The sequence below is a fragment of the Pseudomonas sp. Z2-11 genome (assembly GCF_054161305.1).
Genome location: NZ_CP096395.1, coordinates 5,378,180 through 5,399,614, shown reverse-complemented (window position 1 = coordinate 5,399,614; position 21,435 = coordinate 5,378,180). Strand labels below are relative to the sequence as shown.

Here is a 21,435-nt window from a genome sequence, read left to right as displayed (position 1 = left end):
GTTGACCTGCATGGCCCCGTTCCTTTCCGGTGCGGGGCCATGTTCGTTATCACGGCTTGCGAGGCCGTTACGCCATGACAGACTCCGAAGTAAAAGCGCCAAAGATCGAATTTCCCTGCGCGGATTATCCGATCAAGGTAATCGGCGATACCGGTGTGGGCTTCAAGGACAAGATCATCGCGATCCTTGAAAAACACGCCACCGTTGACCACAACACCCTGGCCGAGCGCCAGAGTACCAACGGAAAATACACGACCATCCAGTTGCACATCATTGCCACCGGCCAGGAACAGCTCTACGACATCAACAGCGAGCTGCGAGCGACCGGTTTCGTGCATATGGTGCTGTGATGCCGGGCACGCTGGGCTTTCGCGAGCTGGGCAGCATGGCTTACGAGCCGGTCTGGCACGCCATGCAGCGCTTCACGAACGAACGTGGCACCAGCGCCGACGACGAAGTCTGGCTGGTGGAACACCCGCCGGTGTTCACCCAGGGCCAGGCCGGCAAGGCCGAGCACTTGCTGCTGCCGGGCGATATCCCGGTGGTGAAGGTCGACCGGGGCGGGCAGGTGACTTACCATGGCCCCGGCCAACTGGTTGCCTACCTGTTGCTGGATGTGCGCAAGCTGGGGTTCGGCGTGCGCGAGCTGGTCACCCGCATGGAAACATGCCTGATCGAGCTGCTCGCCAGCTACGGCGTGACCGCGGCGGCCAAGCCGGATGCACCGGGCGTCTACGTCGACGGGGCGAAGATCGCCTCGCTCGGCTTGCGCATCCGCCATGGCTGTTCGTTCCATGGCCTGGCGCTGAACGTGGACATGAATCTTGAACCGTTTAGACGGATTAATCCCTGTGGCTATGCAGGGCTGGCAATGACCCAGCTGCGCGATCACACAGGATCGATTGAATTTGCCGAGGTAAGTGCCCGGCTGCGCGCGCAGCTCGTCAAACACCTCGACTATGCTGAGCAGACGACCCTCACGGGCGGAATCGACTGATATGACTACTGATGCAGTGCAAACCATGATCCCGACGCTGGACGTCACCGAACGTCCGGCCCCGCGTGCCAAGGTAGAGGCCGGCGTCAAGCTGCGCGGCGCCGAGAAGGTTGCACGCATTCCGGTCAAGATCATCCCGACCACCGAACTGCCGAAGAAACCCGACTGGATCCGCGTGCGCATCCCGGTCTCTCCGGAAGTCGACCGGATCAAGGCCCTGCTGCGCAAGCACAAGCTGCACAGCGTCTGCGAAGAAGCCTCCTGCCCGAACCTGGGCGAGTGCTTCTCCGGCGGCACCGCAACGTTCATGATCATGGGCGACATCTGCACCCGTCGTTGCCCGTTCTGCGACGTCGGCCATGGCCGTCCGAAGCCATTGGATACCAACGAGCCGGAAAGCCTGGCCATCGCCATCGCCGACCTGAAGCTGAAATACGTGGTCATCACCTCGGTGGACCGTGACGACCTGCGTGACGGCGGTGCCCAGCACTTCGCCGACTGCATCCGCGAGATTCGCAAGCTGTCGCCGAACGTGCAGCTGGAAACCCTGGTGCCTGATTACCGTGGCCGCATGGACATTGCCCTGGAAATCACCGCCGCCGAGCCGCCGGATGTCTTCAACCACAACCTGGAAACCGTGCCACGCCTGTACAAGGCTGCGCGTCCGGGTTCGGACTACCAGTGGTCGCTGACCCTGCTGCAGCGTTTCAAGCAGATGATGCCGCATATTCCGACCAAGTCTGGCTTGATGCTGGGCCTGGGTGAGACTGATGAGGAAGTCATCGAGGTCATGAAGCGCATGCGTGAGCACGACATCGACATGCTGACCCTGGGCCAATACCTGCAGCCTTCCCGTAGCCATTTGCCGGTGCAGCGTTTTGTGCATCCGGATACCTTTGCCTGGTTTGCGGAGGAGGGGTACAAGATGGGCTTCAAGAACGTTGCTTCGGGGCCGTTGGTGCGGTCTTCTTATCATGCGGATGAGCAGGCTAAATTGGTCAAGGCTGAGCTTTTGGGTTCCTGAGTTTTTTGGGGTATATCCGTTTTTTGCGTAATGGCGGCTGACGGTTCCGCTCTTACAGCGGGTCACTTTTATAAAGCGCAAAAGTAACCAAAACGCTTTTGCCCCACCACTCGGTGCCTCGCCTAGGCTCGGCATGCCTGAACGCAGGCATTGCTCCGTGGGCCGCCGCGAAGGGCCATCCCTGGCCCAGCGCGGCTACCTCGGCATCCATGCCGAGGTGCCCACTACGCAACACCTCCGTTCAGCCAGCGTGGTTAACGGGGCGCCGAAATCAACGTCCACCGCGAGGCGGCCTTAGGGCCGACCTGGTTTGTCGGGATTGCGTTTCTTCTGTGGGAGCGAGCCTGCTCGCGAAGGCAGTGTGCCAGCCAATGAAGATGTTGGGTGTGACGGCCCCTTCGCGGGCAAGCCCGCTCCCACAAGGGGCTGCGTTGTACGCAAATTTTGTGGTTGCTGAAGATCAATTGTGGGAGCGGGCTTGCTCGCGATGGCGGATTGTCAGTCGATGAAAATGTTGGATGTGCTGGCCTCTTCGCGAGCAGGCTCGCTCCCACAGTGATTCTCTGTACGTCGTGAAATCTGCGTCAGCCGAAGATCGAATGTGGGAGCGAGCTTGCTCGCGATGGCGGTGGTTCAGCTAAATAGTTACTGGCACATGTCTCGCTCTTGCTCTTGCTCTTGCTCTTGCTCTGCTTTTGACTCTGATCTCAGCGCCCCGTTAAACCACGCTGGCCGAACGCAGGCATTGCGCAGTGGGCATCCCGGCATGGATGCCGGGATAGCCGCGCTGGGCCATGGATGGCCCTTCGCGGCGGCCCACGGAGCAATGCCGGAGTGAGGGCACACCGAGCCCAGGCGAGGTGCCGAGTGGTGGGGCAAAGCGCTTTTGGTTACTTTTGGCGCTTTACCAAAAGTGACCCGCTGTAAGAGCGGAACCCTAAGTAGCCATTACCGCAGAAACGGATATTCACACGATCAAAAAACCGGAAAACCCATGGCCCACACCCTAACCCCCCATCACCCCGTCCCAGCCCTCCCGCCCGAAGGCCTGATCGCCGTGATCGCCCCCGCCGGCCCAGCCCCATTGGACACGGAAAAAGCCATCCAATGGATGCGCGCGAGGGGCCATGATCTGCGAATTTTCCCCGGCGTCTACGAAAAAGACGGCTACCTGGCCGGCAGCGACGATACACGACTGAACGACCTGCACGCCGCCTTCGCCGACCCAGAGGTAAACGCGATCATCTGCCTGCGCGGAGGCTACGGCACCCCCCGCCTGCTCGATCGCATCGACTTTGACCTCATAAAACGAAACCCCAAGCCATTCGTTGGCTACAGCGACATCACCGCCCTGCATCTGGCAATCAGCCGTTACGCCGGTTTCGTGACCTTTCACGGACCGTTGCTCAACGCCGACCTGCTGAGCGACAAAGAGCCCCCGACCGTCACGTCCTTTTTCAGCCTGCTGCGCGGCCAATTGAAAGCGGGCGACGTACTGAGCCATCCCGCAGCCTATCCATTGACCACCGTGGAACCCGGCATTGCCCAAGGGCGCCTGCTGGGCGGCAATCTGTCGATGATCGCCGCGACCATGGGCACGCCTTACGAAATCGATGCCGAAGGCGTGATCCTGCTGGTCGAGGACGTCAATGAACCGCTCTATCGCATCGACCGTCTGCTGACCCAATTGCGGCTGGCAGGCACCCTGGCGAAGCTGCGAGGCGTGTTATTGGGGGATGTCGCCGGTGTGGATGGCGATGCGCTGAACCGCTTGTTCAAGCAGACCTTCGAACCACTGCGTATTCCGGTGTTGTCCGGCTGGCGCAGCGGGCATTGTGATCCGAACCTGACGTTGCCGATGGGCGCGCTGGTGACGCTGGATGCGGGGGAGAAGAGGTTGGTGCTGGAGCAGGATGTGGTGGTCAGCCGCTAATTTGCTGTTGCCTGATAGTCAGTCTTCGCGAGCAGGCTCGCTCCCACAGGGAATACATGAGCACCTGTGGGAGCGAGCCTGCTCGCGAAAGCGTCAGCCGCCATGCGGCAATTCAGCGACTACGCAACGCCTCCAGCAACTTGTGCGTCGGATATCCATCCGCCGGCCAGCCAAACGACTGCTGGGCGCCGCGGATCGCCTTGCGGGTGTTGGCGCCGATAATGCCGTCGGGCGTGCCCGCATCGTAGTTGTGCTTGCCCAGCAGGGTCTGCAGTTCGATACGTTCGCTGCGGCTCAGGGGAAGGTCTTCCTTTGGCCACTGGCCGTAGACCAGGCCTGCGCCGGCGAAGCGCTGTGACAACAGCCCAACCGCCAAGGCGTAGGACGATGAGTTGTTGTACTTGAGGATGGCTCGGAAGTTGTCGAATATCAGGAATGCCGGGCCGCGATGGCCTGCCGGCAGGAGAAGGGAAGCCGAGAGCTGTTTCTCATCCGGGGCAATCGGCAAACCGCCATATTCGGAAACGCCCAGGCGCTCCCATTCGGAGACGGGTTTGCGAATCGTGCCATCGGCCAGGGTGTAGTCGAAGCCTTCACCGAGCGAGACCTCGAATCCCCATGGTTGGCCGCGCTGCCAGCCGGAGCTTTGCAGGTAATGCGCGGTCGAGGCCAGGGCGTCGGTGGCGCTGCCCCAGATATCACGACGCCCATCGCCATCGAAATCCACTGCATGGGTGTTGTAGGTAGTTGGAATGAACTGGGTCTGGCCCATGGCGCCGGCCCAGGAGCCGAGCATTTTTTCCGGGGTGATATCGCCCTGTTGCAGAATTTGCAGCGCGGCAATCAGTTGTGCGTGGGCAAAGCCCGGGCGCCGTCCTTCGTAGGCGAGGGTGGCCAGGGAATTGATCACTGACTTGGTCCCCTGGAACTGGCCGAAATTGCTCTCCATGCCCCACACCGCTACCAGCGCCTGGCGATCAACGCCGTAGCGCTGTTCGATGCTTTGCAGGATGTCGGCGTGCTGCTGGAGCAAGGCCTGGCCTTTGCGCACCCGCAAAGGTGACAAGGCGCCATCGAGGTATTCCCATACCGGCCGGCTGAATTCAGGTTGGCTGCGATCCGCCTTGATCACGCTCATGTCCGGGCTGACGCCGATGAAGGCACGGTCGAACAGGTCGGCCCGGATCCCGGCGGCCAGTGCTTCCTTGCGAAACCCGGCTTGCCATTCGGCGAAGGTCTGGGTCGGCGCAATATCCAGGTTCTCCCCGGTCGGCACTACGGGCGGCACGATGGCCGGTGCGGTCACGGCAGGCAGGGTCTTGAGCGGTTGGGCATCGGCGGCGGTGGGTTTTTCAGCGCAGGCGACCAATAACGCAACGCTTGCGGCAGCTATCAATTGGCGCAGTGGCCAACGACGGGAAAGGCAGAGGGGCATGCACGGGTCCAGATAAACGAATCAAGTGCTGACCTTAACATGGGCAGGGGCTGTAGAGCTTGTTCGAGTGTTTCAGGCTGCCAGAAAGCAAGAAGCCTCCCAGTTGTCAGACTGGAAGGCTTCGCGGCGGTAGCTGCCTTTGCCCTTGGCGGGTCGTTCCTGGCGGCTGCGGAACAGGGGCTGGGCGACGATGGACTTGGCCTTGTTGGGGCCATGCCTGGATGGCTTTTTGCTCATGATCAGATCTCTCCTGGGGATGGTTTTTCGCGAGGCAATCATGGGACAGAGCTGGGTTTTTGTCCAGTCCCTGGACCGTGCTGGTTATGTTGTCTGGATGGAGAGATTTTGTGGCGAGGAGCAAGTCCCCTCACCACAGGTACCGGTTTATTCAGCGGGTAATGACAGCCGTTGGCCGGCCATCAACAGCGACAACCGGCTCAGGCTCATCCACGGTGAACCTGCGGCCTGGCCCTTGATCTGTGCGTCGATGCGCTGGGCTTCGAGCAGCAATTGCGCCCAGCGTGATGCCGAGTAACGTTGCAGCGCCTTGCTCATCAACGGTTTGCGTTTGTCCCATACCGGCGGCCGGGCCTGGCTGAAGGCTTTGTCCAGCGGCACGCCCTGACTGTATTGCAACGACAGGTTCGCGAGCAGGCGCAACTCCCGGGCCAGCGCCCAGAGAATCACCGGCGGTTCGACGCCCTCGCCCCGCAGGCCTTCAAGCATGCGCAAGGCGTGGGCGGCTTCACCGTTGAGGATCGCGTCGGTCAGCCCGAAGACATCGAAGCGTGCGCTGTCGGCCACGGCCGCCTGGACCGTTTCCACCGTGATCTGGCCACCCTCGGCCATCAGCTTGAGTTTTTCGATTTCCTGGGCAGCGGCCAACAGGTTGCCTTCGACCCGGGCGGCAATCAGCTCGACCGCGTCCTGGCTGGCCGACAGGCCGGCCTGGGACAGGCGCTGGCGGATCCAGCTGGGCAACTGACTGACATCCACCGGCCAGATCTGCACGAACTGAGTCTGCTGGCCTTCGACCAGCGCCTTGCCCCACTTGGTTTTCTGCGCGCTGCCGTCGAGTTTCGGCAGGCTGATCAGCAGTACAGTGTCCTCGGCGGGCCGCGAGCAGTATTCGATCAGCGCGGCGGCGCCCTTGTCACCGGGTTTACCGGAGGGCAAGCGTAGTTCCAGCAGGCGTTTCTCGGCGAACAGCGACATGCTTGCCCCGGCCTGCAGTAACGTACCCCAATCGAAGCTGGCGTCGGCGGCGAACACCTGGCGTTCGTCGAAACCTTGCTGGCGGGCGGCAGAGCGGATGGCGTCGGCGGCTTCCTGGCACAGCAGCGGGTCATCGCCGCTGATGATATAGACGGGCGCGAGCGCGCCTTGCAGGTGTTTGCCGAGTTGAGCGGGAGCGAGTTTCATAGGCGCAGGCGAGCGGGGCGCCGGAGCGCCCCGCAAGGCTTATTGAGCCGGGATCTGCAACGGCGACTGTTGCGGGGTTTCCGCCTCAGCCTTGCGTGCCGCTTCCAGCGCTTCGGCTTCGGCCTTGGCGCGAGCGTCGGCGGTCTGTTGCAACTGGTCCAGTTGAGCGGGGCTCAGCTGTTGCAGGCGCAGCATCATGCGCTGGACCAGTTCACGACGCATTTCGCCGCGTACTTCGACGGACTCCTGATCGGAACCGGTGATGTTGTTGCCGTCGTGCAGGTAGACCTTCTGCACCTGCAGCTTGTCATCCAGCAGCGACAGACCATTCTGGCCGCGGATTTCGTAGTTCAACACGTTGGTCAGCTCGTACTCGGCCGAACGACCGGCGCCGGCATAGCTGAGGCTGCGCTGGCTTTGCTGTTCGCTTGCCAATACCAGCTTGTACGGTGCGCCGCTGTAGACTTTCACACCGCTGTTTTCCAGGGTCTGACGCAGCATTTTCACGGTATCGCCATAAGCGTCCCGCGCGCTGAGGTCCAGTTCCTTGATGGCCAGCTCGGTGGTGCCAGTGCCGCGCAGCTGGAAGCCGCAGGCGCTCAACAGGACCGCCAGGCCCATAACCAGCAGATTACGTTTGATCATCTTGTTGCTCCCCTTGAAACCCATGGACCGACTGTGCGGCCCCGCAGGTCATATTCGGCGTCCGGCCGGTGGCCTGGACGCCCGATCCAATTAGCTTGCGACGATATTGACCAGTTTGCCGGGCACGACGATCACTTTGCGGATCGTCAGGCCATCGACGAAGCGCAGTACGTTTTCGTTGGCGCGTGCGGCGGCTTCGACTTCTTCGCGAGTGGCGGCGGCCGGCATGTCGATCTGGCCGCGCAGCTTGCCGTTGACCTGAATGACCAGGGTCAGGCTGTCTTGTACCAGCGCTGTTTCGTCCACCACCGGCCAACCGGCGTCGATCACCGGGTCGGCGTGACCCAATTGATTCCACAGTTCATGGCTGATGTGCGGGGTGATTGGCGCGAGCAGCAGCGTCACCGCTTCCAGGCCTTCATGAACCAGCGCGCGATCCTGTTCGGTGTCTTGCGCGGCTTTTTCCAGCACATTCATCAGCGTCATTACTTGAGCGATGGCCGTGTTGAATTTGTGGTTCTGGCCGACGTCATGGCTGGCCTGCTTGATCGCCAGGTGAATCGAGCGACGAATGGCTTTCTGCTCGTCGTTCAGGCCGGCGAGGTCCAGTTTGCCCGGCAGACCCTGGCTGACGTGAGCCTGGGCCAGGCGCCAGACGCGCTTGAGGAAGCGGTGCGAGCCTTCGACGCCGGAGTCGGACCATTCGGCGCTCATGTCGGGTGGCGACGCGAACATCATGAACAGGCGACAGGTGTCTGCGCCGAACTGGTCGATCATCGATTGTGGGTCGACGCCGTTGTTCTTCGACTTGGCCATTTTTTCGGTACCACCGATTTCCACCGGCAGGCCGTCGGCGATCAGCTTGGCGCTGATGACCTTGGCTTTGCTGTCGCGTTCGAGCTCGACGTCGCTCGGGTTGAACCAGGTATAGGCACCATTGGCTTCGCGACGATAGTAAGTCTCGGCGATCACCATGCCTTGGGTCAGCAGGTTCTTGAACGGCTCGTTGGAGCTCACCAGGCCTTCGTCGCGCATCAGCTTGTGGAAGAAGCGCGCGTAGAGCAGGTGCAGGATGGCGTGTTCGATGCCGCCGATGTACTGGTCCACTGGCAACCAGTGGTCGGCCGCGGATTTTTCCACCAGGCCGCCTTCATAATGCGGCGAGGCATAGCGGGCGTAATACCACGAGGACTCGACGAAGGTGTCCATGGTGTCGGTTTCACGCTTGGCCGGTGCGCCGCATTTCGGGCAACTGCATTCGTAGAACTCGGGCATGCGCGCCAGGGGCGAGCCGGCGCCATCGGGTACGACGTCTTCCGGCAGGACCACTGGCAACTGGTCTTCCGGTACCGGTACATCGCCGCAGGTGTCGCAATGCACGATCGGAATCGGGCAGCCCCAGTAGCGCTGGCGGCTGATGCCCCAGTCACGCAGGCGGAACTGGGTGCGCGAGGCGCCGAGGTTTTTCTTGATCAGCGCGACTTCGATGGCATCGAATGCGCCGGCGAAATCCAGGCCGTTGTACTCGCCGGAATTGATCAGCTCACCGTGCTCGCCATAGGCATCCTGCCATGGCGCCGGGGTCTGGTCACCGGCGCTGGTGCGCACGACCGGTTTGACCGGCAGGTTGTACTTGTGGGCGAACTCGAAGTCGCGTTCGTCGTGAGCCGGCACGGCCATCACGGCGCCGTCGCCATAGTGCATCAGCACGTAGTTGGCGACCCACACCGGCAGTTTCTCGCCGGTGAGCGGGTGTTCGACGAACAGCGAGGTCGGCAGGCCTTTCTTTTCCTGGGTGGCGACATCGGCTTCGGCGACGCTGCCGCCCTTGCATTCGGCGATGAACGCCTGCAGCTCGGGGTTGTTCTGCGCCGCCAGGGTCGCCAGCGGATGTTCGGCGGCCACGGCCACGTAGGTGGCGCCCATCAGGGTATCCGGACGGGTGGTGAAGACTTTCAGGGTGCCGGCCTCGCCAATGGAGGCGACGTCGTACGGGAACTGAACTTCCATGCCCCGGGACTTGCCGATCCAGTTGCGCTGCATGGTCTTGACCTGCTCGGGCCAGCCGGTCAGCTCGTCGAGACTCTCCAGGAGTTCATCCGCGTAGGCGGTGATCTTGAAGTAGTACATGGGGATCTCGCGCTTTTCGATCAGCGCGCCGGAGCGCCAGCCGCGACCGTCGATGACCTGCTCGTTGGCCAGTACGGTCTGGTCCACCGGGTCCCAGTTCACGGTGCCGTTCTTGCGGTAGATCACGCTTTTTTCGAAGAGGCGGGTGAACAGCCACTGCTCCCAGCGGTAGTACTCGGGCTTGCAGGTGGTGACCTCGCGAGACCAGTCCACCGCAAGGCCCAGGCTGCGCAGCTGGGTCTTCATGTAGGCGATGTTTTCGTAGGTCCACTTGGCAGGGGCCACGTTGTTTTTCATCGCGGCGTTTTCCGCCGGCATGCCGAAGGCGTCCCAACCCATCGGTTGCAGGACATTCTTGCCCTGCATGCGTTGGTAGCGGGAGATCACGTCGCCGATGGTGTAGTTGCGCACGTGCCCCATGTGCAGCTTGCCGCTGGGGTAAGGGAACATCGACAGGCAGTAGTACGTCTCCTTGCCTGGCTGTTCACTGACTTCAAAGGACTTTTGCTCGTCCCAGAACGATTGGGCGGCGGCTTCGATTTCACGGGGCTGGTAGTGTTCGTGCATGGCTACTTTTGTACTGAATGGGGTGGCCCAATCCTCTTCATTGCCATGCTGGACGCAGACGACGCCGGATGCGGCGTTTTCGATGCCCAGCCAGGCTGGAAGTGGAGTTACAGGAAGCGCCGTAGCATACATGACCGCGCTCTGCCGAGGGAAACCTTGATTGCGTGTCCAGGCGTTGCCGACCATTGCCGACGGCCGGCGTTCAGGGCCGTTGGTCGCGGCGTCCTGCCGGTTTGCCCAGCGAAGCTAAGCTTCTCAATGGGGAGTGAGTCTTATCTTCAATGAGGTGAGGGATGGTTGAATCACAACGAAAAGTCGCTACACCTGAGCTGTACGAAAAACTGATCGATCGTCTCGGGGTGGCCCTGGACGCGGCAAGAACCGCCGGTCGCTTGCGTGATGAACGCCCGGCAGAGCTGGAACTACGCGGCTTGAGCCCCGCAGAGTTCGAAGTCGTCAAGGCTTACCTTGAGCAAGTCGGGCACCAGGCCTCCTCCAGTGGTGTCCAGGCAAACAAGCGTCTCGATGCGCCCCGTCCGGCCAAGGTTGTCTGGCTCAAGGACCGGACGCCCGACAAGGATGCTGTAAAGGTCCGGTCGCTGCAGTTCAAGTGAAGCCGGATCCACGCGTGTCGCTTTTTTTTGATTCGGCTTTTTTCGAATCTGTTGTCGCATTGCGTCAACCCACCTAGGCTTCGGGCATCTTTGGAGATGCCCGATGCCGTTTCGTTATTTCATCAAACAACTTCTATTGCCGCCCGGCATTCTTTTACTGCTGCTGGCGCTTGCCTGGTGGTGGCGCGACTCCCGGCCGCGCCTGGCTCGCCTGTGTTTTGCGGCGGGCCTCGGTGGTTTCTGGCTGATGAGCCTGCCGGTGGTGGTGCAGTGGAGCGCCGGGGCATTGGAGCGTGAGCCGCCACTGCCGCGCAGTGAATGGGCGACCCTGGCTCAGCGTGCCGACGCCATCGTGGTGCTGGGGTCCGGTCGTGAGCGTGGCGACCTGGCCTGGGGCACTGACCAGCCCACCGGTATCGGTCTGGAGCGCCAGCGCTATGCGGCGCGCCTGGCCAAGGCGTCCGGCCTGCCTGTGCTGACTACTGGTGGCTTGCACTATGGCACTCCGCCCAGCGAAGCGAAGCTGATGGCCGACGCGATGCTCGATGATCACGGGGTGACCGTACGCTGGCTGGAAGAGCGCAGCCGCACGACCTGGGAAAATGCCCAGATGAGCGCGCAGATCCTGTTGCCTGAAGGCGTCAAGCGCGTGGTCGTCGTGACCCAGGCCTGGCATATGCCACGCGCGGTCTGGAGCTTCCAGCGTGCGGGCTTCGAGGTGGTACCGGCGCCGATGGGGTTTCTCGGCCAGGATAATGCCCGGCCATTGGGCGGCTGGATGCCGGAGTTCAAGTCGATCTGGCAGTCGGGACAGTTGATGAATGAAGCGGTGGGGTTGGTAGGGTATTGGTTGTTCTACCGCTGACTTATCAAGGTGAACGCTATTGTGGCGAGGGAGCTTGCTCCCGCTGGCCTGCGAAGCAGGCCCCAGCAGTGCTCCAGGTAAACCGCACTGTCCGGTTTTGCGACTGCTGCGCAGCCGAGCGGGAGCAAGCTCCCTCGCCACAGAGATATCCAGCCCTACAAGAGATGTGTCAAACGGTCTTGGCCATCCGTCCGGCCATCAACGCCCAGCCCAGCAGCAACACGCACAGGATGATCAACGGCCACGAACGCCATTGCAGGTAGGGCGTCAGGTCGTGCATCGGCACCACTTCGCCGTAGAGGATGCCGCGCTCGAACTGCGGGATGCTGACGGTGATCTGGCCGAAGGGGTTGATCAGGCCGGTCACGCCATTGTTGGTGGCACGAATCATCCAGCGGCCGGCTTCCAGCGCGCGCATCTGCGCCATTTGCAAATGCTGCAACGGGCCGATCGAAGTGCCGAACCAGGTGTCGTTGCTGATGGTCAGCAGCAGGTCGCTGCGCGCCGAAAGGCTGGCGGCGAATTCCGGGTAGACCACTTCGTAACAAATGAATGGAGCGATCTGGTAACCCTTGGCTTGCAGCAGCGGCTGGTCGGCCGGGCCCCGGGCGAAATCCGACATGGGCAAGTCGAAGAACGCGATCAGCCCGCGCAGCAGGTCCTGCAACGGCACGTACTCGCCGAAGGGCACGAGTTTCTGCTTGAGGTAGGTGCCATCGCCTTCTCCGGTCACGGTGATGCCGTTGAAGTAGCGTCTCTCGTGGCGCACCAGTTGGCGAATCGGCACGCCGGTGATCAGCGCCGAATGCCGCTCGGCGGCGAAGCTGCCCATCATGTCCAGGTAACCCTGGGCGGACTCCTTGAGCACCGGCACCGCGGTTTCCGGCCAGACCAGCAGGTCGACGCGCTTGGAGCTGAGGCTCATGTCGCGGTACAGCGCCAACTGCGCGTTGAGCTGTTCGGGGTCCCACTTCATGCTTTGTTCGATATTGCCCTGGATCGCCGCCACGCTCAGCGGGTCGCCCGAAGGACTGGTCCAGGCGTGACCCTTGAGCGCCATGCCGGCGACCCACGGACCGACCAGCAGCACCAGGCCCGCAGCAATGAAGCCCTTGCGCCCGGCGCGCAGCAGCCGGGGCACGTTGTACAGCAGCGCGGCGGTCAGGGCGAGGGTGAGGGATATCAGCCACATCCCGCCCAGCGGCGCGAGCCCCGCCAGCGGGCCGTCGAGCTGGCTATAGCCGGAATAAAGCCACGGGAAACCGGTCAGGAACCAGCCGCGGAAAGCTTCCTGGCCCAACCACAGCGCGGCGAAGGCCAGTGCGTCGGCCAGGGGCGCCTCGTTGCGCCGCAGCCAGCGCGCCCACAGCCAGGCGGGCAGGGCGAAAAACCAGGCGATGGCGGCGATGAACAACAGCATCAACAGACCGGCTAGCAGCACCGAGGCGCCGCCGAAGTTGTGGATGCTGACGTAGATCCAGCTGGTGCCGGCGCCAAACAGGCCGAAACCGAAACACCAACCACGGCCCAGGGCCTGGCGGGGCGAGAGTTCGCGCAAGCCGGCGTAGAACAACCCGACCGCGAGCAATGCCAGCGGCCAGATGTCGAAGGGTGCCAACGCCAGGGTGGTGATCGCGCCGGCCGCCACGGCCAGCAGGTTACCGGGCCAGCCGGGGCGGGTTATCCAGCGCATGTATTTCCTTAGCGGGTCTCGCAGGGGTTAACGGGCAATGGGTGACAGGCGCAGCAGATGGATCCGGCGACTGTCGGCATTCAGGATGCGGAAGCGCCAGGAGCCGATCTCGGTGGTTTCGTTACGCTTGGGCAGGTGCCCGAAAGCGCTCATGACCAGGCCGCCGACGGTATCGAACTCATCGTCGGAAAATTCGCTGTCGAAGAACTCGTTGAAGTTCTCGATGGGCGTCAGGGCCTTGATCAGGAAGTCACCGCTGGGCAGTGGCTTGATGTAGCTGTCTTCCTCGACATCGTGTTCGTCCTCGATGTCGCCGACGATCTGCTCAAGCACGTCTTCGATGGTAACCAGTCCGGCCACGCCACCGTATTCGTCGATGACGATGGCCATATGATTGTGATTGGCGCGGAACTCGCGCAGCAGCACGTTAAGGCGCTTGGACTCGGGCACGAAGGTGGCCGGACGCAGCAAGTCCTTGATGTTGAAGCTGTCGCCGTTCTCCTGGAGGATCAGCGGCAGCAGGTCCTTGGCCAGCAGCACGCCCATGACGTCGTCATGGCTCTCGCCGACGACCGGGTAGCGCGAGTGAGCGGAATCGACCACGGCCGGCAGGAATTCGCGGGGAGTCTGGGTCGCCTTGATGCTGACCATCTGCGAGCGCGGGACCATGATGTCCCGCACTTGCAGGTCAGCGACCTGGATGGCGCCTTCGACGATGGCCAGCGCTTCGCTGTCCAACAGTTTGTTCTGGTGTGCATCGCGCAGTAGCTCCAGCAGCTCCTGGCGGTTTTTCGGCTCATGGGCAAAAGCCTGGGTGAGCTTGCCCAGCCATGACTTCTGCCCGTTGGTCGATCGATCTTCGCTCATAGCGATTACTCTGAATCCTTTGTCGTTACAGGTTGATGTATCAGTGTTCGTCGCCGGCATAAGGGTCGGGATGACCCAGCTCGGCAAGCAACGTTCGTTCCAGTGCTTCCATTTCCTCGGCTTCGTCATCTTCCATATGGTCGTAACCGAGCAAATGCAAGCAGCCGTGAATCACCAGATGAGCCCAATGGGCCTCAGGGCTCTTGTGTTGTTCTGCCGCTTCACGCTCCACCACGGGGACGCAAATCACCAGGTCGCCCAATAGCGGGATATCGAGCAGTTCGTCGGGCACGTCGGCGGGGAAGGACAGCACGTTGGTGGCGTAGTCCTTCTGCCGCCAGGTGTGGTTCAACTCGCGACCTTCGGCTTCGTCCACCAGGCGAATGGTCAGTTCCGAGTCGGCGCTACGCTGACGCAGGGCCAGTTCGCACCATTGACGGAACTGGGCCTCGCCGGGGGCTGCATGTTCGCTGGCCAGTTGCAGGTCGAGTTCAAGCATCGTGGCTGTTGCCCTTGGCGGCGGGCGCGTCTTCCTGGCGATTCTCGAAGCGTTCATAGGCTTCGACGATGCGCTGCACCAGCGGATGGCGCACGACATCCTTGGGCATGAAATGCGTGAAGCTGATGCCCGGAACATCCTTGAGCACCTGGATCACATGGTTCAGCCCGGACTTGGTGCCACGGGGCAGGTCGACCTGGGTGATGTCCCCGGTGATGACGGCGGTGGAGCCGAAGCCGATCCGGGTCAGGAACATCTTCATCTGTTCGACGGTGGTGTTCTGGCTTTCGTCGAGGATGATGAAGCTGTTGTTCAGCGTGCGGCCACGCATGTAGGCCAGTGGTGCAACCTCGATGACCTGGCGTTCGATCAGCTTGGCGACGTATTCGAAGCCGAGCATTTCGTACAGTGCATCGTAGAGCGGGCGCAGGTACGGGTCGATTTTCTGGGAAAGGTCGCCGGGCAGGAAGCCGAGCTTTTCCCCGGCTTCGACCGCCGGGCGCACCAGCAGGATGCGTCGCACCTGTTCGCGCTCCAGCGCATCGACCGCACAGGCCACGGCCAGGTACGTCTTGCCGGTGCCGGCCGGGCCGATACCGAAATTGATATCGTTGGCGAGGATTTCCTTCACGTAGCGCTGCTGATTCAGGCCGCGCGGGCGAATCATGCCTTTTTTCGTGCGCAGGGCCACCGCAGGTTCCGCAGGGGCTGGGTTGTCGAGTTCCTCGACAGCCGATTCCTGCAGGAACAGATGGACCAGATCCGGCGACAGCTCGCTTGCCTTGGTTTCCCGATAGAGGCGGCGCAGCAGGTTTTCCGCGGAGGAGGTGTGCTTGGGTTCGCCGATCAGCTCGAACTGGTTTCCGCGGTTGCGGATCTCGATGGCCAGGCGCTGTTCGATCAAGCGCAGATGCTCGTCGAATTGCCCGCACAGATTGGCGAAGCGGCGAGCCTCGAAGGGCTCGAGAATGAAACGATGTGGTTCGATGGGTGCGTTCAAGGTCGTTTTTAGCCGCCCAGGGGCAATTAAGATGAAATCAAGGATAACGCCAGTAGGCTGGGTGCGAAAGCTCTTAAGCGGTGCAATCTGACAACAGGCTCGCCACGACCAGTGTGGGAGCGAGCCTGCTCGCGAAAGCGCTGTCACATCCAACCTCGATATTGACCGTAATAGCGCATTCGCGAGCAGGCTCGCCCCCACATGGAGTGGTGTTGTTACTGGACCAGCGAACCGCGCAGGGAGTGCGGTTGCGCGGCGTCGATGTGCACGTCGGCGAACTGGCCGATCAATGCCGGAGTGTCGCAGCGGAAGTTGACGATACGGTTATTCTCGGTGCGCCCCTGCAATTCGCCCGGGTCTTTTTTCGAGTAATCGGTCACCAGGATCCGCTGGATGGAGCCGACCATTTGTCGGCTGATCTCGAAACCTTGCTGGTTAAGGCGGTGCTGCAAGGCATTGAGTCGCTCCTTCTTCACTTCCTCGGGCGTCTCGTCCACCAGGTCCGCCGCTGGCGTGCCGGGGCGCTGGCTGTAGACAAAGGAATAGGAGAAATCGAAGCCCACATCCTCGATCAGCTTCATGGTCTGCTGGAAATCCTTCTCGGTTTCGCCGGGGAAACCGACGATGAAATCCGAACTGATGCAGATCCCCGGTACCGCTGCGCGCAACTTGCGCAGCTTGGATTTGTACTCGAGCGCCGTGTGGTTGCGTTTCATGGCCGCGAGGATCCGGTCGGAACCCGATTGCAGCGGCAGGTGCAGATGCTTGACCAGTTCGGGGACCTCGGCGTGGGCCTGGATCAGGCTGTCGGAAAACTCCAGCGGGTGTGAGGTGGTGTAACGGATGCGGTCAATGCCATCCACCGCCGCCACGACGCGGATCAGTTCGGCGAGGTCCGCCAGGCGACCGTCATGGGTCAGCCCGCGGTAGCCGTTGACGTTCTGCCCCAGCAGGGTCACTTCACGCACACCGTTTTCCGCCAGGTGGATGATTTCGGCAATCACGTCGTCGAAGGGGCGGCTGACTTCTTCGCCGCGGGTATACGGCACCACGCAGAAGGTGCAGTACTTGCTGCAGCCTTCCATCACCGATACGTAGGCACTTGGGCCGTCGATACGCGGTTCGGGCAGGTGATCGAATTTTTCGATTTCCGGGAACGAGACGTCTACTTGCGGCAGCTTGGTAATGCGTGCGGCGTCGATCATTTCCGGCAGGCGGTGCAGGGTCTGTGGGCCAAAGACCACGTCCACGTAGGGCGCGCGGTCACGAATGGCCGCGCCTTCCTGGCTGGCGACACAGCCGCCAACGGCAATAACCATGTCCGGGTTGGCCAGCTTCAGTTCGCGCCAGCGGCCCAACTGGGAATACACCCGGTCCTGGGCGCGTTCGCGGATCGAGCAGGTGTTGAGCAGGATCACGTCCGCGTCTTCCGCCCGGGCGGTGACTTCCAGGGCCTGGTGTTCACCCAGCAGATCGACCATGCGCGAGCTGTCGTACTCGTTCATCTGGCAACCGTGGGTTTCGATGTAAAGCTTCTTGGCCATGGACGGGTTCATCACGTGATTCAAAGAACCGCGCATTATAGGGAAATAGTGGCCTGTGTGGCTAATTCGCGCGAGCAGTGGCTATGCTATAGTTCGCGCCCTCATTTTTACCCGCCGATGTGTTTCGCCAGCCATGACCAAACGTGAAGCTCCAATCTACAAGGTGATTTTCCTCAACCAGGGCCAGGTGTTCGAAATGTACGCCAAACAGATCTATCAGAGTGATCTGTGGGGCTTCCTGGAGGTCGAGGAATTCGTCTTTGGCGAGCGCACGCAAGTGGTCGTCGATCCGAGCGAAGAAAAGCTCAAGGCGCAGTTCGAAGGCGTGGTGCGCAGCTTCGTGCCGATGCACTCGATCGTGCGCATCGACGAGGTCGAGCGCCTGGGCACGCCGAAAATCAGCGAAGCCCGTGGCGCGGTCGGCAATGTCATGCCGTTTCCGATGCCGATGCCTGAGAAGTAAGGCTCAACACCGAGTTGCCCCCAATCGCGAGCAGGCTCGCTCCCACAATGGATTGCTGGTGCACACAAATTTTGTGTCTACAGGGATCCAACTGTGGGAGCGAGCCTGCTCGCGATGAGGCCATCCAGGCCGAAGCAATAATCAGGGCAGCGGCGAAAACGGCGTGCGCCCGTCGGCGTTCTGCAATTCCATCAGGTATTTGCGAAAGATCTGGCCCAGCACCTGGGTCGCCACTTCCAGCTCGTCGCGGGGCATCTGCTCGGCGACTTCGTCGGCGGTGTCCAGTGCCTCTTCGGCGCCGTTGACCGCTGCCATCTTCAAGACGATGTAAGCCTGGACGTTGTTGGCCGGCACGCCTTCGCCATGGAAGAACATGCCGCCAAGCTTGAATTGCGCCTGGGCGTGGCCTTGCAGCGAGGCTTTTTCGAAATAGTCGAGGGCTTGCTTGAGGTCGCGGGGCGCGGCCTTGCCGTCATAGTAGAACTCGCCCAGCTCATATTGCGCTTGGGCATCGCCCTCGTCGGCGGCTTTTCGACAGGCGTCGAGTGCCGGTGCCAGATCTTGTGGCTGGGTGTTGAGCGTGCAACGGCCCATCGCCGGGATCAACAACGAGTTGCCGCCTGCCTGTGCGTTGGCGAGCAGGGGCTGAAGGAGCAACAGGCAGCCCAAGGCAAGGGTGCGGCCGGTGCGGTTCATGGGGATCGACTTACCTCTGAGGGGCGCGTGGACCCTCCGGGGGATCCAATAAGCGCGCATTATGAAATAAGCAGGGCCATCCTTACAAAGTCTTTACTCGTTTTTCTGCTGCGAGGGAACGATAGCGGCCGCTTGTTGGGCAAATACCTGGAAAAAGGCATACCGAGGCAATGGGCAATCACTGACGCTGGTGTCAGCCAGCGTCAGTGATTGGCCATACGTTTACTTCAGCGCAGCAAAGGCCCGCTCGGCCGCGTCGAGGGTGATCTTCAACTCGGCCTCGCCATGGGCGATGGAGGTGAAGCCGGCTTCGAACGCGCTTGGCGCCAGGTAGACGCCACCCTCGAGCATCAGGTGGAAGAAGCGCTTGAAGCGGTCGGCGTCGCTGGCCATCACGTCGTCGAAGGTCACGATGTCATCGGCGCCACTGAAGTACAGGCCGAACATGCCGCCGGCCTGGGTGGTCACGAACGGGATGCCCGCCGCATCGGCGCGTACTTGCAAGCCGTCGAGCAGGCGAGTGGTGAAGTCGCTCAGCTCGGCGTGGAAACCCGGACGGCTGATCAGGCGCAGGGTGGTCAGGCCGGCAGCCATGGCCAGCGGATTGCCCGACAAGGTACCGGCCTGGTAGACCGGCCCCAGCGGGGCGATGCATTCCATGATCGCGCGCTTGCCGCCGAAGCAGCCTACCGGCATGCCGCCGCCGATGATCTTGCCGAAGGTGCTCAGGTCCGGCGCTACGCCGTAATGAGCCTGGGCACCGCCGAGGGCGACGCGGAAGCCGGTCATCACTTCGTCGAAAATCAGCACCACGCCGTGCTGGTCGCACAGGCTGCGCAGGCCTTCGAGGAAACCCGGCGCTGGCGGCACGCAGTTCATGTTGCCGGCCACCGGCTCGACGATGATGCAGGCCACTTCCTGGCCGACTTCCCCGAGCATTTTCTCGACTTCTTCGAGGTCGTTGAACGGCAGGGTCAGCGTGTGTTTGGCAAATGCCGCCGGTACGCCCGCCGAGCTGGGCACGCCTTGGGTCAGCGCGCCTGAGCCGGCCTTGACCAGCAGGCTGTCGGAGTGACCGTGGTAGCAGCCTTCGAATTTGATGATGCTGTCGCGCCCGGTGTAGCCGCGCGCCAGGCGGATCGCGCTCATGGTCGCCTCGGTGCCGGAACTGACCATGCGCACCATTTCCATCGATGGCACGATGGAGCAGACCAGATCGGCCATTTCGGTTTCCATCGCGGTCGGCGCGCCATAGGACAAGCCGTGCTTCAATTGCTTGCGCACCGCGTCCAACACGTCCGGATGGCTGTGGCCGAGGATCATCGGGCCCCACGAACCCACGTAGTCGACGTAGCGCTTGTCGTCTTCGTCGGTGACATACGCGCCCTCGGCGTGCTTGAAGAACAGCGGGGTGCCGCCGACGCTCTTGAACGCACGAACGGGTGAATTCACGCCGCCGGGGATGTGTTTCTGAGCGTTGGCAAACAGGGTTTCGGAACGGGACATGGTAGGGCTCTCGAAATCGGGAAATGACTATTTGGTTTGCAGCAGGTCGTTGAAGGCGCGGGCGCGGCGCGTCACCTCAGCCGTGCTGTCGGCGCCGAACAGGCCATGGACCACCGCGAGCAGGTCGACGCCATGGGCCACCAGCGGGGCGGCGTTTTCCAGAGTGATGCCGCCGATGGCGCACACCGGTATATGCAGTTTGATACGGGTCTGTTCGAGCAGTTCAAGGTTTGCGGCGGGCGCCCCGGGCTTGGTATTGGAATTGAAGAAGCGCCCGAACGCGACGTAGCTGGCGCCTTCCCGGACGGCCTGTTCGGCCAGTTCCAGGCTGGCGTGGCAAGTGGCGCCGACGATTGCCTTGTGCCCCAGCAACGCCCGCACCGGCGCCAGCGGGCCATCGGTCTGGCCCAGGTGGACACCGACGCCGAGGCGTGCGGCCAGTTCGGCGTCATCGTTGATAATCAATTGGGTCTTGTAGCGCTCGCACAGGTTGCGCAGCGCCTCGGCCTCGCGCAGGCGCCGGGCCTCGTCGCTGCTTTTGTCGCGGTATTGCAGCAGGGTCACGCCACCTTCCAGCGCGGCTTCCACATAGGCGAGGAACTTGCCGGCCAGCAACTGGCTGTCGGTGACGGCATAAAGGCCACGTAATTTCATTCCACGGCTCCTTTGCTACGAGCAGAAATCCAGCGGCAGGCGACGCGGTACGAACTGGCCTTTGCCCAATTGTTCGGCATCGCGCAGGGTGCGCCAGGTGTAATCCAGCGCGGTCTTCACCGCGCTGGCGAGCTGTTCACCCTGGGCCAGCCGGCCGGCCAGGGCGCTGGCCAGAGTGCAGCCGGAACCGTGATAGCTGCCGGGCAAGCGCTGGCAGGTGAAGGTCTCGCGGCGTCCGTCGCGGCTGTACAGGCGATTGTGGACTTCATGTTCATCGCCGTGACCGCCGGTGATCAGCAGGTGCTTGACGAAGGGCAGCAGTTTTTCGGCGCATTCATCGGCGCTGCCTTCCGGCAGTTCGGCGAGAATGCGTGCTTCAGGAAGGTTGGGCGTGGCGATGATCGCCAGCGGCAGCAGGCGCTCGCGCATGGCGTAGCCGACTTCATCCTTGCCCAGCCGTCCGCCACCACCGGCGCGCAGCACCGGGTCGCAGACCATCGGCAGATGTGGATGCGCCTGGAGCAGCTCGACCACTGTGTCGACCATTTCCAGCGAACCGAGCATCCCCAGCTTGACCGCCGCGACGGGCGAATCGTTGAGCACGGCATTGGCCTGGGCCAGCACCCACTCGCGATCGAGTACGCGGAAATCGCTGACATTGACCGTGTCTTGCACGGTCAACGCGGTAACGGCCGGGGCGGCATGACAACCCTGGGCGAGCAGGGCTTCGATATCTGCCTGCAAGCCGGCGCCACCACTGGGGTCGTGGCCGGAGAGACAGAGGACAACGGGGCGGGAGTTGTAGATATTCATGGTGCGCGAGCTTATCACCAAACCCCATTTATCGGTGATCGGGCTCTGAGGGTTTTACGCGACGTTTC

21 protein-coding genes are annotated in these 21,435 nt (G+C 62.1%); 7 read left to right on the top strand and 14 right to left on the bottom strand.

Annotation, left to right across the window (positions count from 1 at the left end; all coding sequences use genetic code 11):
- Positions 1–74 precede the first annotated feature (74 nt).
- From M1E16_RS23995 to M1E16_RS23980, 4 genes are all read left to right on the top strand, one after another.
- Entirely contained in the window at positions 75–350 is a 276-nt protein-coding gene (locus tag M1E16_RS23995; protein ID WP_434627963.1) for a DUF493 domain-containing protein, read from the top strand.
- The gene (gene lipB, locus M1E16_RS23990; protein ID WP_305498585.1) at positions 350–997 is read left to right on the top strand and encodes a lipoyl(octanoyl) transferase LipB; all 648 of its coding nucleotides are present in this window, start codon (positions 350–352) and stop codon (positions 995–997) included. The genes M1E16_RS23995 and lipB overlap by 1 nt, the downstream gene beginning before the upstream one ends.
- A gap of 1 nt (position 998) precedes the next feature.
- A complete protein-coding gene (lipA, locus tag M1E16_RS23985; protein ID WP_014340371.1) occupies positions 999–2,021 on the top strand; it encodes a lipoyl synthase in 1,023 nt (340 codons plus the stop codon).
- A gap of 994 nt (positions 2,022–3,015) precedes the next feature.
- Positions 3,016–3,954, top strand: coding sequence for a S66 peptidase family protein (locus M1E16_RS23980; protein WP_458128553.1), 939 nt, complete (start codon positions 3,016–3,018; stop codon positions 3,952–3,954).
- A 112-nt stretch (positions 3,955–4,066) separates the two neighbouring features.
- Here M1E16_RS23980 and M1E16_RS23975 read toward each other — a convergent pair whose 3' ends face one another.
- The 5 genes from M1E16_RS23975 to leuS form a co-directional block, all read right to left on the bottom strand.
- Positions 4,067–5,389 carry a lytic murein transglycosylase gene (locus M1E16_RS23975; protein ID WP_434571615.1) on the bottom strand — a complete coding sequence of 441 codons (1,323 nt, stop codon included), beginning with the start codon at positions 5,387–5,389 and terminating at the stop codon, positions 4,067–4,069.
- Between the two features lie 72 nt (positions 5,390–5,461).
- The gene (gene arfA, locus M1E16_RS23970; RefSeq protein ID WP_030140368.1) at positions 5,462–5,626 is read right to left on the bottom strand and encodes an alternative ribosome rescue factor ArfA; all 165 of its coding nucleotides are present in this window, start codon (positions 5,624–5,626) and stop codon (positions 5,462–5,464) included.
- A gap of 147 nt (positions 5,627–5,773) precedes the next feature.
- On the bottom strand, positions 5,774–6,811 hold the full coding sequence (holA, locus tag M1E16_RS23965; RefSeq protein WP_434571617.1) for a DNA polymerase III subunit delta: 1,038 nt from the start codon (positions 6,809–6,811) through the stop codon (positions 5,774–5,776).
- Between the two features lie 39 nt (positions 6,812–6,850).
- Complete coding sequence (locus M1E16_RS23960) at positions 6,851–7,456, bottom strand: LPS-assembly lipoprotein LptE (RefSeq protein ID WP_434627978.1); 606 nt, start codon at positions 7,454–7,456, stop codon at positions 6,851–6,853.
- 90 nt (positions 7,457–7,546) lie between these two features.
- On the bottom strand, positions 7,547–10,153 hold the full coding sequence (gene leuS / locus M1E16_RS23955; protein WP_458128552.1) for a leucine--tRNA ligase: 2,607 nt from the start codon (positions 10,151–10,153) through the stop codon (positions 7,547–7,549).
- 293 nt (positions 10,154–10,446) lie between these two features.
- Here leuS and M1E16_RS23950 point away from each other — a divergent pair, with 293 nt between their 5' ends.
- On the top strand, positions 10,447–10,767 hold the full coding sequence (locus tag M1E16_RS23950) for a hypothetical protein (protein ID WP_434571622.1): 321 nt from the start codon (positions 10,447–10,449) through the stop codon (positions 10,765–10,767).
- Positions 10,768–10,870: 103 nt separating this feature from the next.
- Positions 10,871–11,632, top strand: coding sequence for a YdcF family protein (locus M1E16_RS23945; protein ID WP_434672885.1), 762 nt, complete (start codon positions 10,871–10,873; stop codon positions 11,630–11,632).
- A 169-nt stretch (positions 11,633–11,801) separates the two neighbouring features.
- On the opposite strand, the gene lnt is transcribed toward M1E16_RS23945, so the two are convergent.
- From lnt to miaB, 5 genes are all read right to left on the bottom strand, one after another.
- Positions 11,802–13,325: an apolipoprotein N-acyltransferase gene (gene lnt / locus M1E16_RS23940; protein WP_458128551.1), complete on the bottom strand. Its 1,524-nt coding sequence runs from the start codon at positions 13,323–13,325 to the stop codon at positions 11,802–11,804.
- A gap of 27 nt (positions 13,326–13,352) precedes the next feature.
- Positions 13,353–14,192 (bottom strand): HlyC/CorC family transporter, encoded by an 840-nt coding sequence (locus M1E16_RS23935; protein ID WP_186610826.1) that lies wholly within the window; start codon positions 14,190–14,192, stop codon positions 13,353–13,355.
- A gap of 40 nt (positions 14,193–14,232) precedes the next feature.
- On the bottom strand, positions 14,233–14,691 hold the full coding sequence (ybeY, locus tag M1E16_RS23930) for an rRNA maturation RNase YbeY (protein ID WP_434696722.1): 459 nt from the start codon (positions 14,689–14,691) through the stop codon (positions 14,233–14,235).
- Positions 14,684–15,691, bottom strand: a complete 1,008-nt coding sequence (locus M1E16_RS23925) for a PhoH family protein (RefSeq protein WP_434627991.1) — start codon at positions 15,689–15,691, stop codon at positions 14,684–14,686. Before M1E16_RS23925 ends, ybeY begins: the two co-directional genes overlap by 8 nt.
- Before the next feature lie 215 nt (positions 15,692–15,906).
- A complete protein-coding gene (gene miaB, locus M1E16_RS23920; RefSeq protein ID WP_458128550.1) occupies positions 15,907–17,235 on the bottom strand; it encodes a tRNA (N6-isopentenyl adenosine(37)-C2)-methylthiotransferase MiaB in 1,329 nt (442 codons plus the stop codon).
- 133 nt (positions 17,236–17,368) lie between these two features.
- Here miaB and M1E16_RS23915 point away from each other — a divergent pair, with 133 nt between their 5' ends.
- Positions 17,369–17,698, top strand: coding sequence for a DUF1820 family protein (locus M1E16_RS23915; protein ID WP_003185742.1), 330 nt, complete (start codon positions 17,369–17,371; stop codon positions 17,696–17,698).
- Positions 17,699–17,839: 141 nt separating this feature from the next.
- Here the strand turns inward: M1E16_RS23915 and M1E16_RS23910 are convergent, their stop codons facing one another.
- The 4 genes from M1E16_RS23910 to M1E16_RS23895 all read right to left on the bottom strand — a co-directional run bounded on the left by M1E16_RS23910 (position 17,840) and on the right by M1E16_RS23895 (position 21,367).
- Positions 17,840–18,394: a tetratricopeptide repeat protein gene (locus M1E16_RS23910; protein ID WP_305498608.1), complete on the bottom strand. Its 555-nt coding sequence runs from the start codon at positions 18,392–18,394 to the stop codon at positions 17,840–17,842.
- A 222-nt stretch (positions 18,395–18,616) separates the two neighbouring features.
- The gene (gene hemL / locus M1E16_RS23905; protein WP_458128549.1) at positions 18,617–19,900 is read right to left on the bottom strand and encodes a glutamate-1-semialdehyde 2,1-aminomutase; all 1,284 of its coding nucleotides are present in this window, start codon (positions 19,898–19,900) and stop codon (positions 18,617–18,619) included.
- Between the two features lie 27 nt (positions 19,901–19,927).
- Positions 19,928–20,554, bottom strand: coding sequence for a thiamine phosphate synthase (gene thiE / locus M1E16_RS23900; protein ID WP_434571635.1), 627 nt, complete (start codon positions 20,552–20,554; stop codon positions 19,928–19,930).
- A gap of 15 nt (positions 20,555–20,569) precedes the next feature.
- Positions 20,570–21,367, bottom strand: coding sequence for a hydroxymethylpyrimidine/phosphomethylpyrimidine kinase (locus tag M1E16_RS23895; RefSeq protein WP_434571636.1), 798 nt, complete (start codon positions 21,365–21,367; stop codon positions 20,570–20,572).
- Positions 21,368–21,435: the final 68 nt, after the last annotated feature.

Bases quoted from the DNA above. Each gene is read 5' to 3' on its own strand.
- M1E16_RS23995 (WP_434627963.1), top strand. From the start codon at position 75: ATGACAGACTCCGAAGTAAAAGCGCCAAAGATCGAATTTCCCTGCGCG.
- lipB (WP_305498585.1), top strand. From the start codon at position 350: ATGCCGGGCACGCTGGGCTTTCGCGAGCTGGGCAGCATGGCTTACGAG.
- lipA (WP_014340371.1), top strand. From the start codon at position 999: ATGACTACTGATGCAGTGCAAACCATGATCCCGACGCTGGACGTCACC.
- M1E16_RS23980 (WP_458128553.1), top strand. From the start codon at position 3,016: ATGGCCCACACCCTAACCCCCCATCACCCCGTCCCAGCCCTCCCGCCC.
- M1E16_RS23975 (WP_434571615.1), bottom strand. From the start codon at position 5,389: ATGCCCCTCTGCCTTTCCCGTCGTTGGCCACTGCGCCAATTGATAGCT.
- arfA (WP_030140368.1), bottom strand. From the start codon at position 5,626: ATGAGCAAAAAGCCATCCAGGCATGGCCCCAACAAGGCCAAGTCCATC.
- holA (WP_434571617.1), bottom strand. From the start codon at position 6,811: ATGAAACTCGCTCCCGCTCAACTCGGCAAACACCTGCAAGGCGCGCTC.
- M1E16_RS23960 (WP_434627978.1), bottom strand. From the start codon at position 7,456: ATGATCAAACGTAATCTGCTGGTTATGGGCCTGGCGGTCCTGTTGAGC.
- leuS (WP_458128552.1), bottom strand. From the start codon at position 10,153: ATGCACGAACACTACCAGCCCCGTGAAATCGAAGCCGCCGCCCAATCG.
- M1E16_RS23950 (WP_434571622.1), top strand. From the start codon at position 10,447: ATGGTTGAATCACAACGAAAAGTCGCTACACCTGAGCTGTACGAAAAA.
- M1E16_RS23945 (WP_434672885.1), top strand. From the start codon at position 10,871: ATGCCGTTTCGTTATTTCATCAAACAACTTCTATTGCCGCCCGGCATT.
- lnt (WP_458128551.1), bottom strand. From the start codon at position 13,325: ATGCGCTGGATAACCCGCCCCGGCTGGCCCGGTAACCTGCTGGCCGTG.
- M1E16_RS23935 (WP_186610826.1), bottom strand. From the start codon at position 14,192: ATGAGCGAAGATCGATCGACCAACGGGCAGAAGTCATGGCTGGGCAAG.
- ybeY (WP_434696722.1), bottom strand. From the start codon at position 14,691: ATGCTTGAACTCGACCTGCAACTGGCCAGCGAACATGCAGCCCCCGGC.
- miaB (WP_458128550.1), bottom strand. From the start codon at position 17,235: ATGGCCAAGAAGCTTTACATCGAAACCCACGGTTGCCAGATGAACGAG.
- M1E16_RS23915 (WP_003185742.1), top strand. From the start codon at position 17,369: ATGACCAAACGTGAAGCTCCAATCTACAAGGTGATTTTCCTCAACCAG.
- M1E16_RS23910 (WP_305498608.1), bottom strand. From the start codon at position 18,394: ATGAACCGCACCGGCCGCACCCTTGCCTTGGGCTGCCTGTTGCTCCTT.
- hemL (WP_458128549.1), bottom strand. From the start codon at position 19,900: ATGTCCCGTTCCGAAACCCTGTTTGCCAACGCTCAGAAACACATCCCC.
- thiE (WP_434571635.1), bottom strand. From the start codon at position 20,554: ATGAAATTACGTGGCCTTTATGCCGTCACCGACAGCCAGTTGCTGGCC.
- M1E16_RS23895 (WP_434571636.1), bottom strand. From the start codon at position 21,367: ATGAATATCTACAACTCCCGCCCCGTTGTCCTCTGTCTCTCCGGCCAC.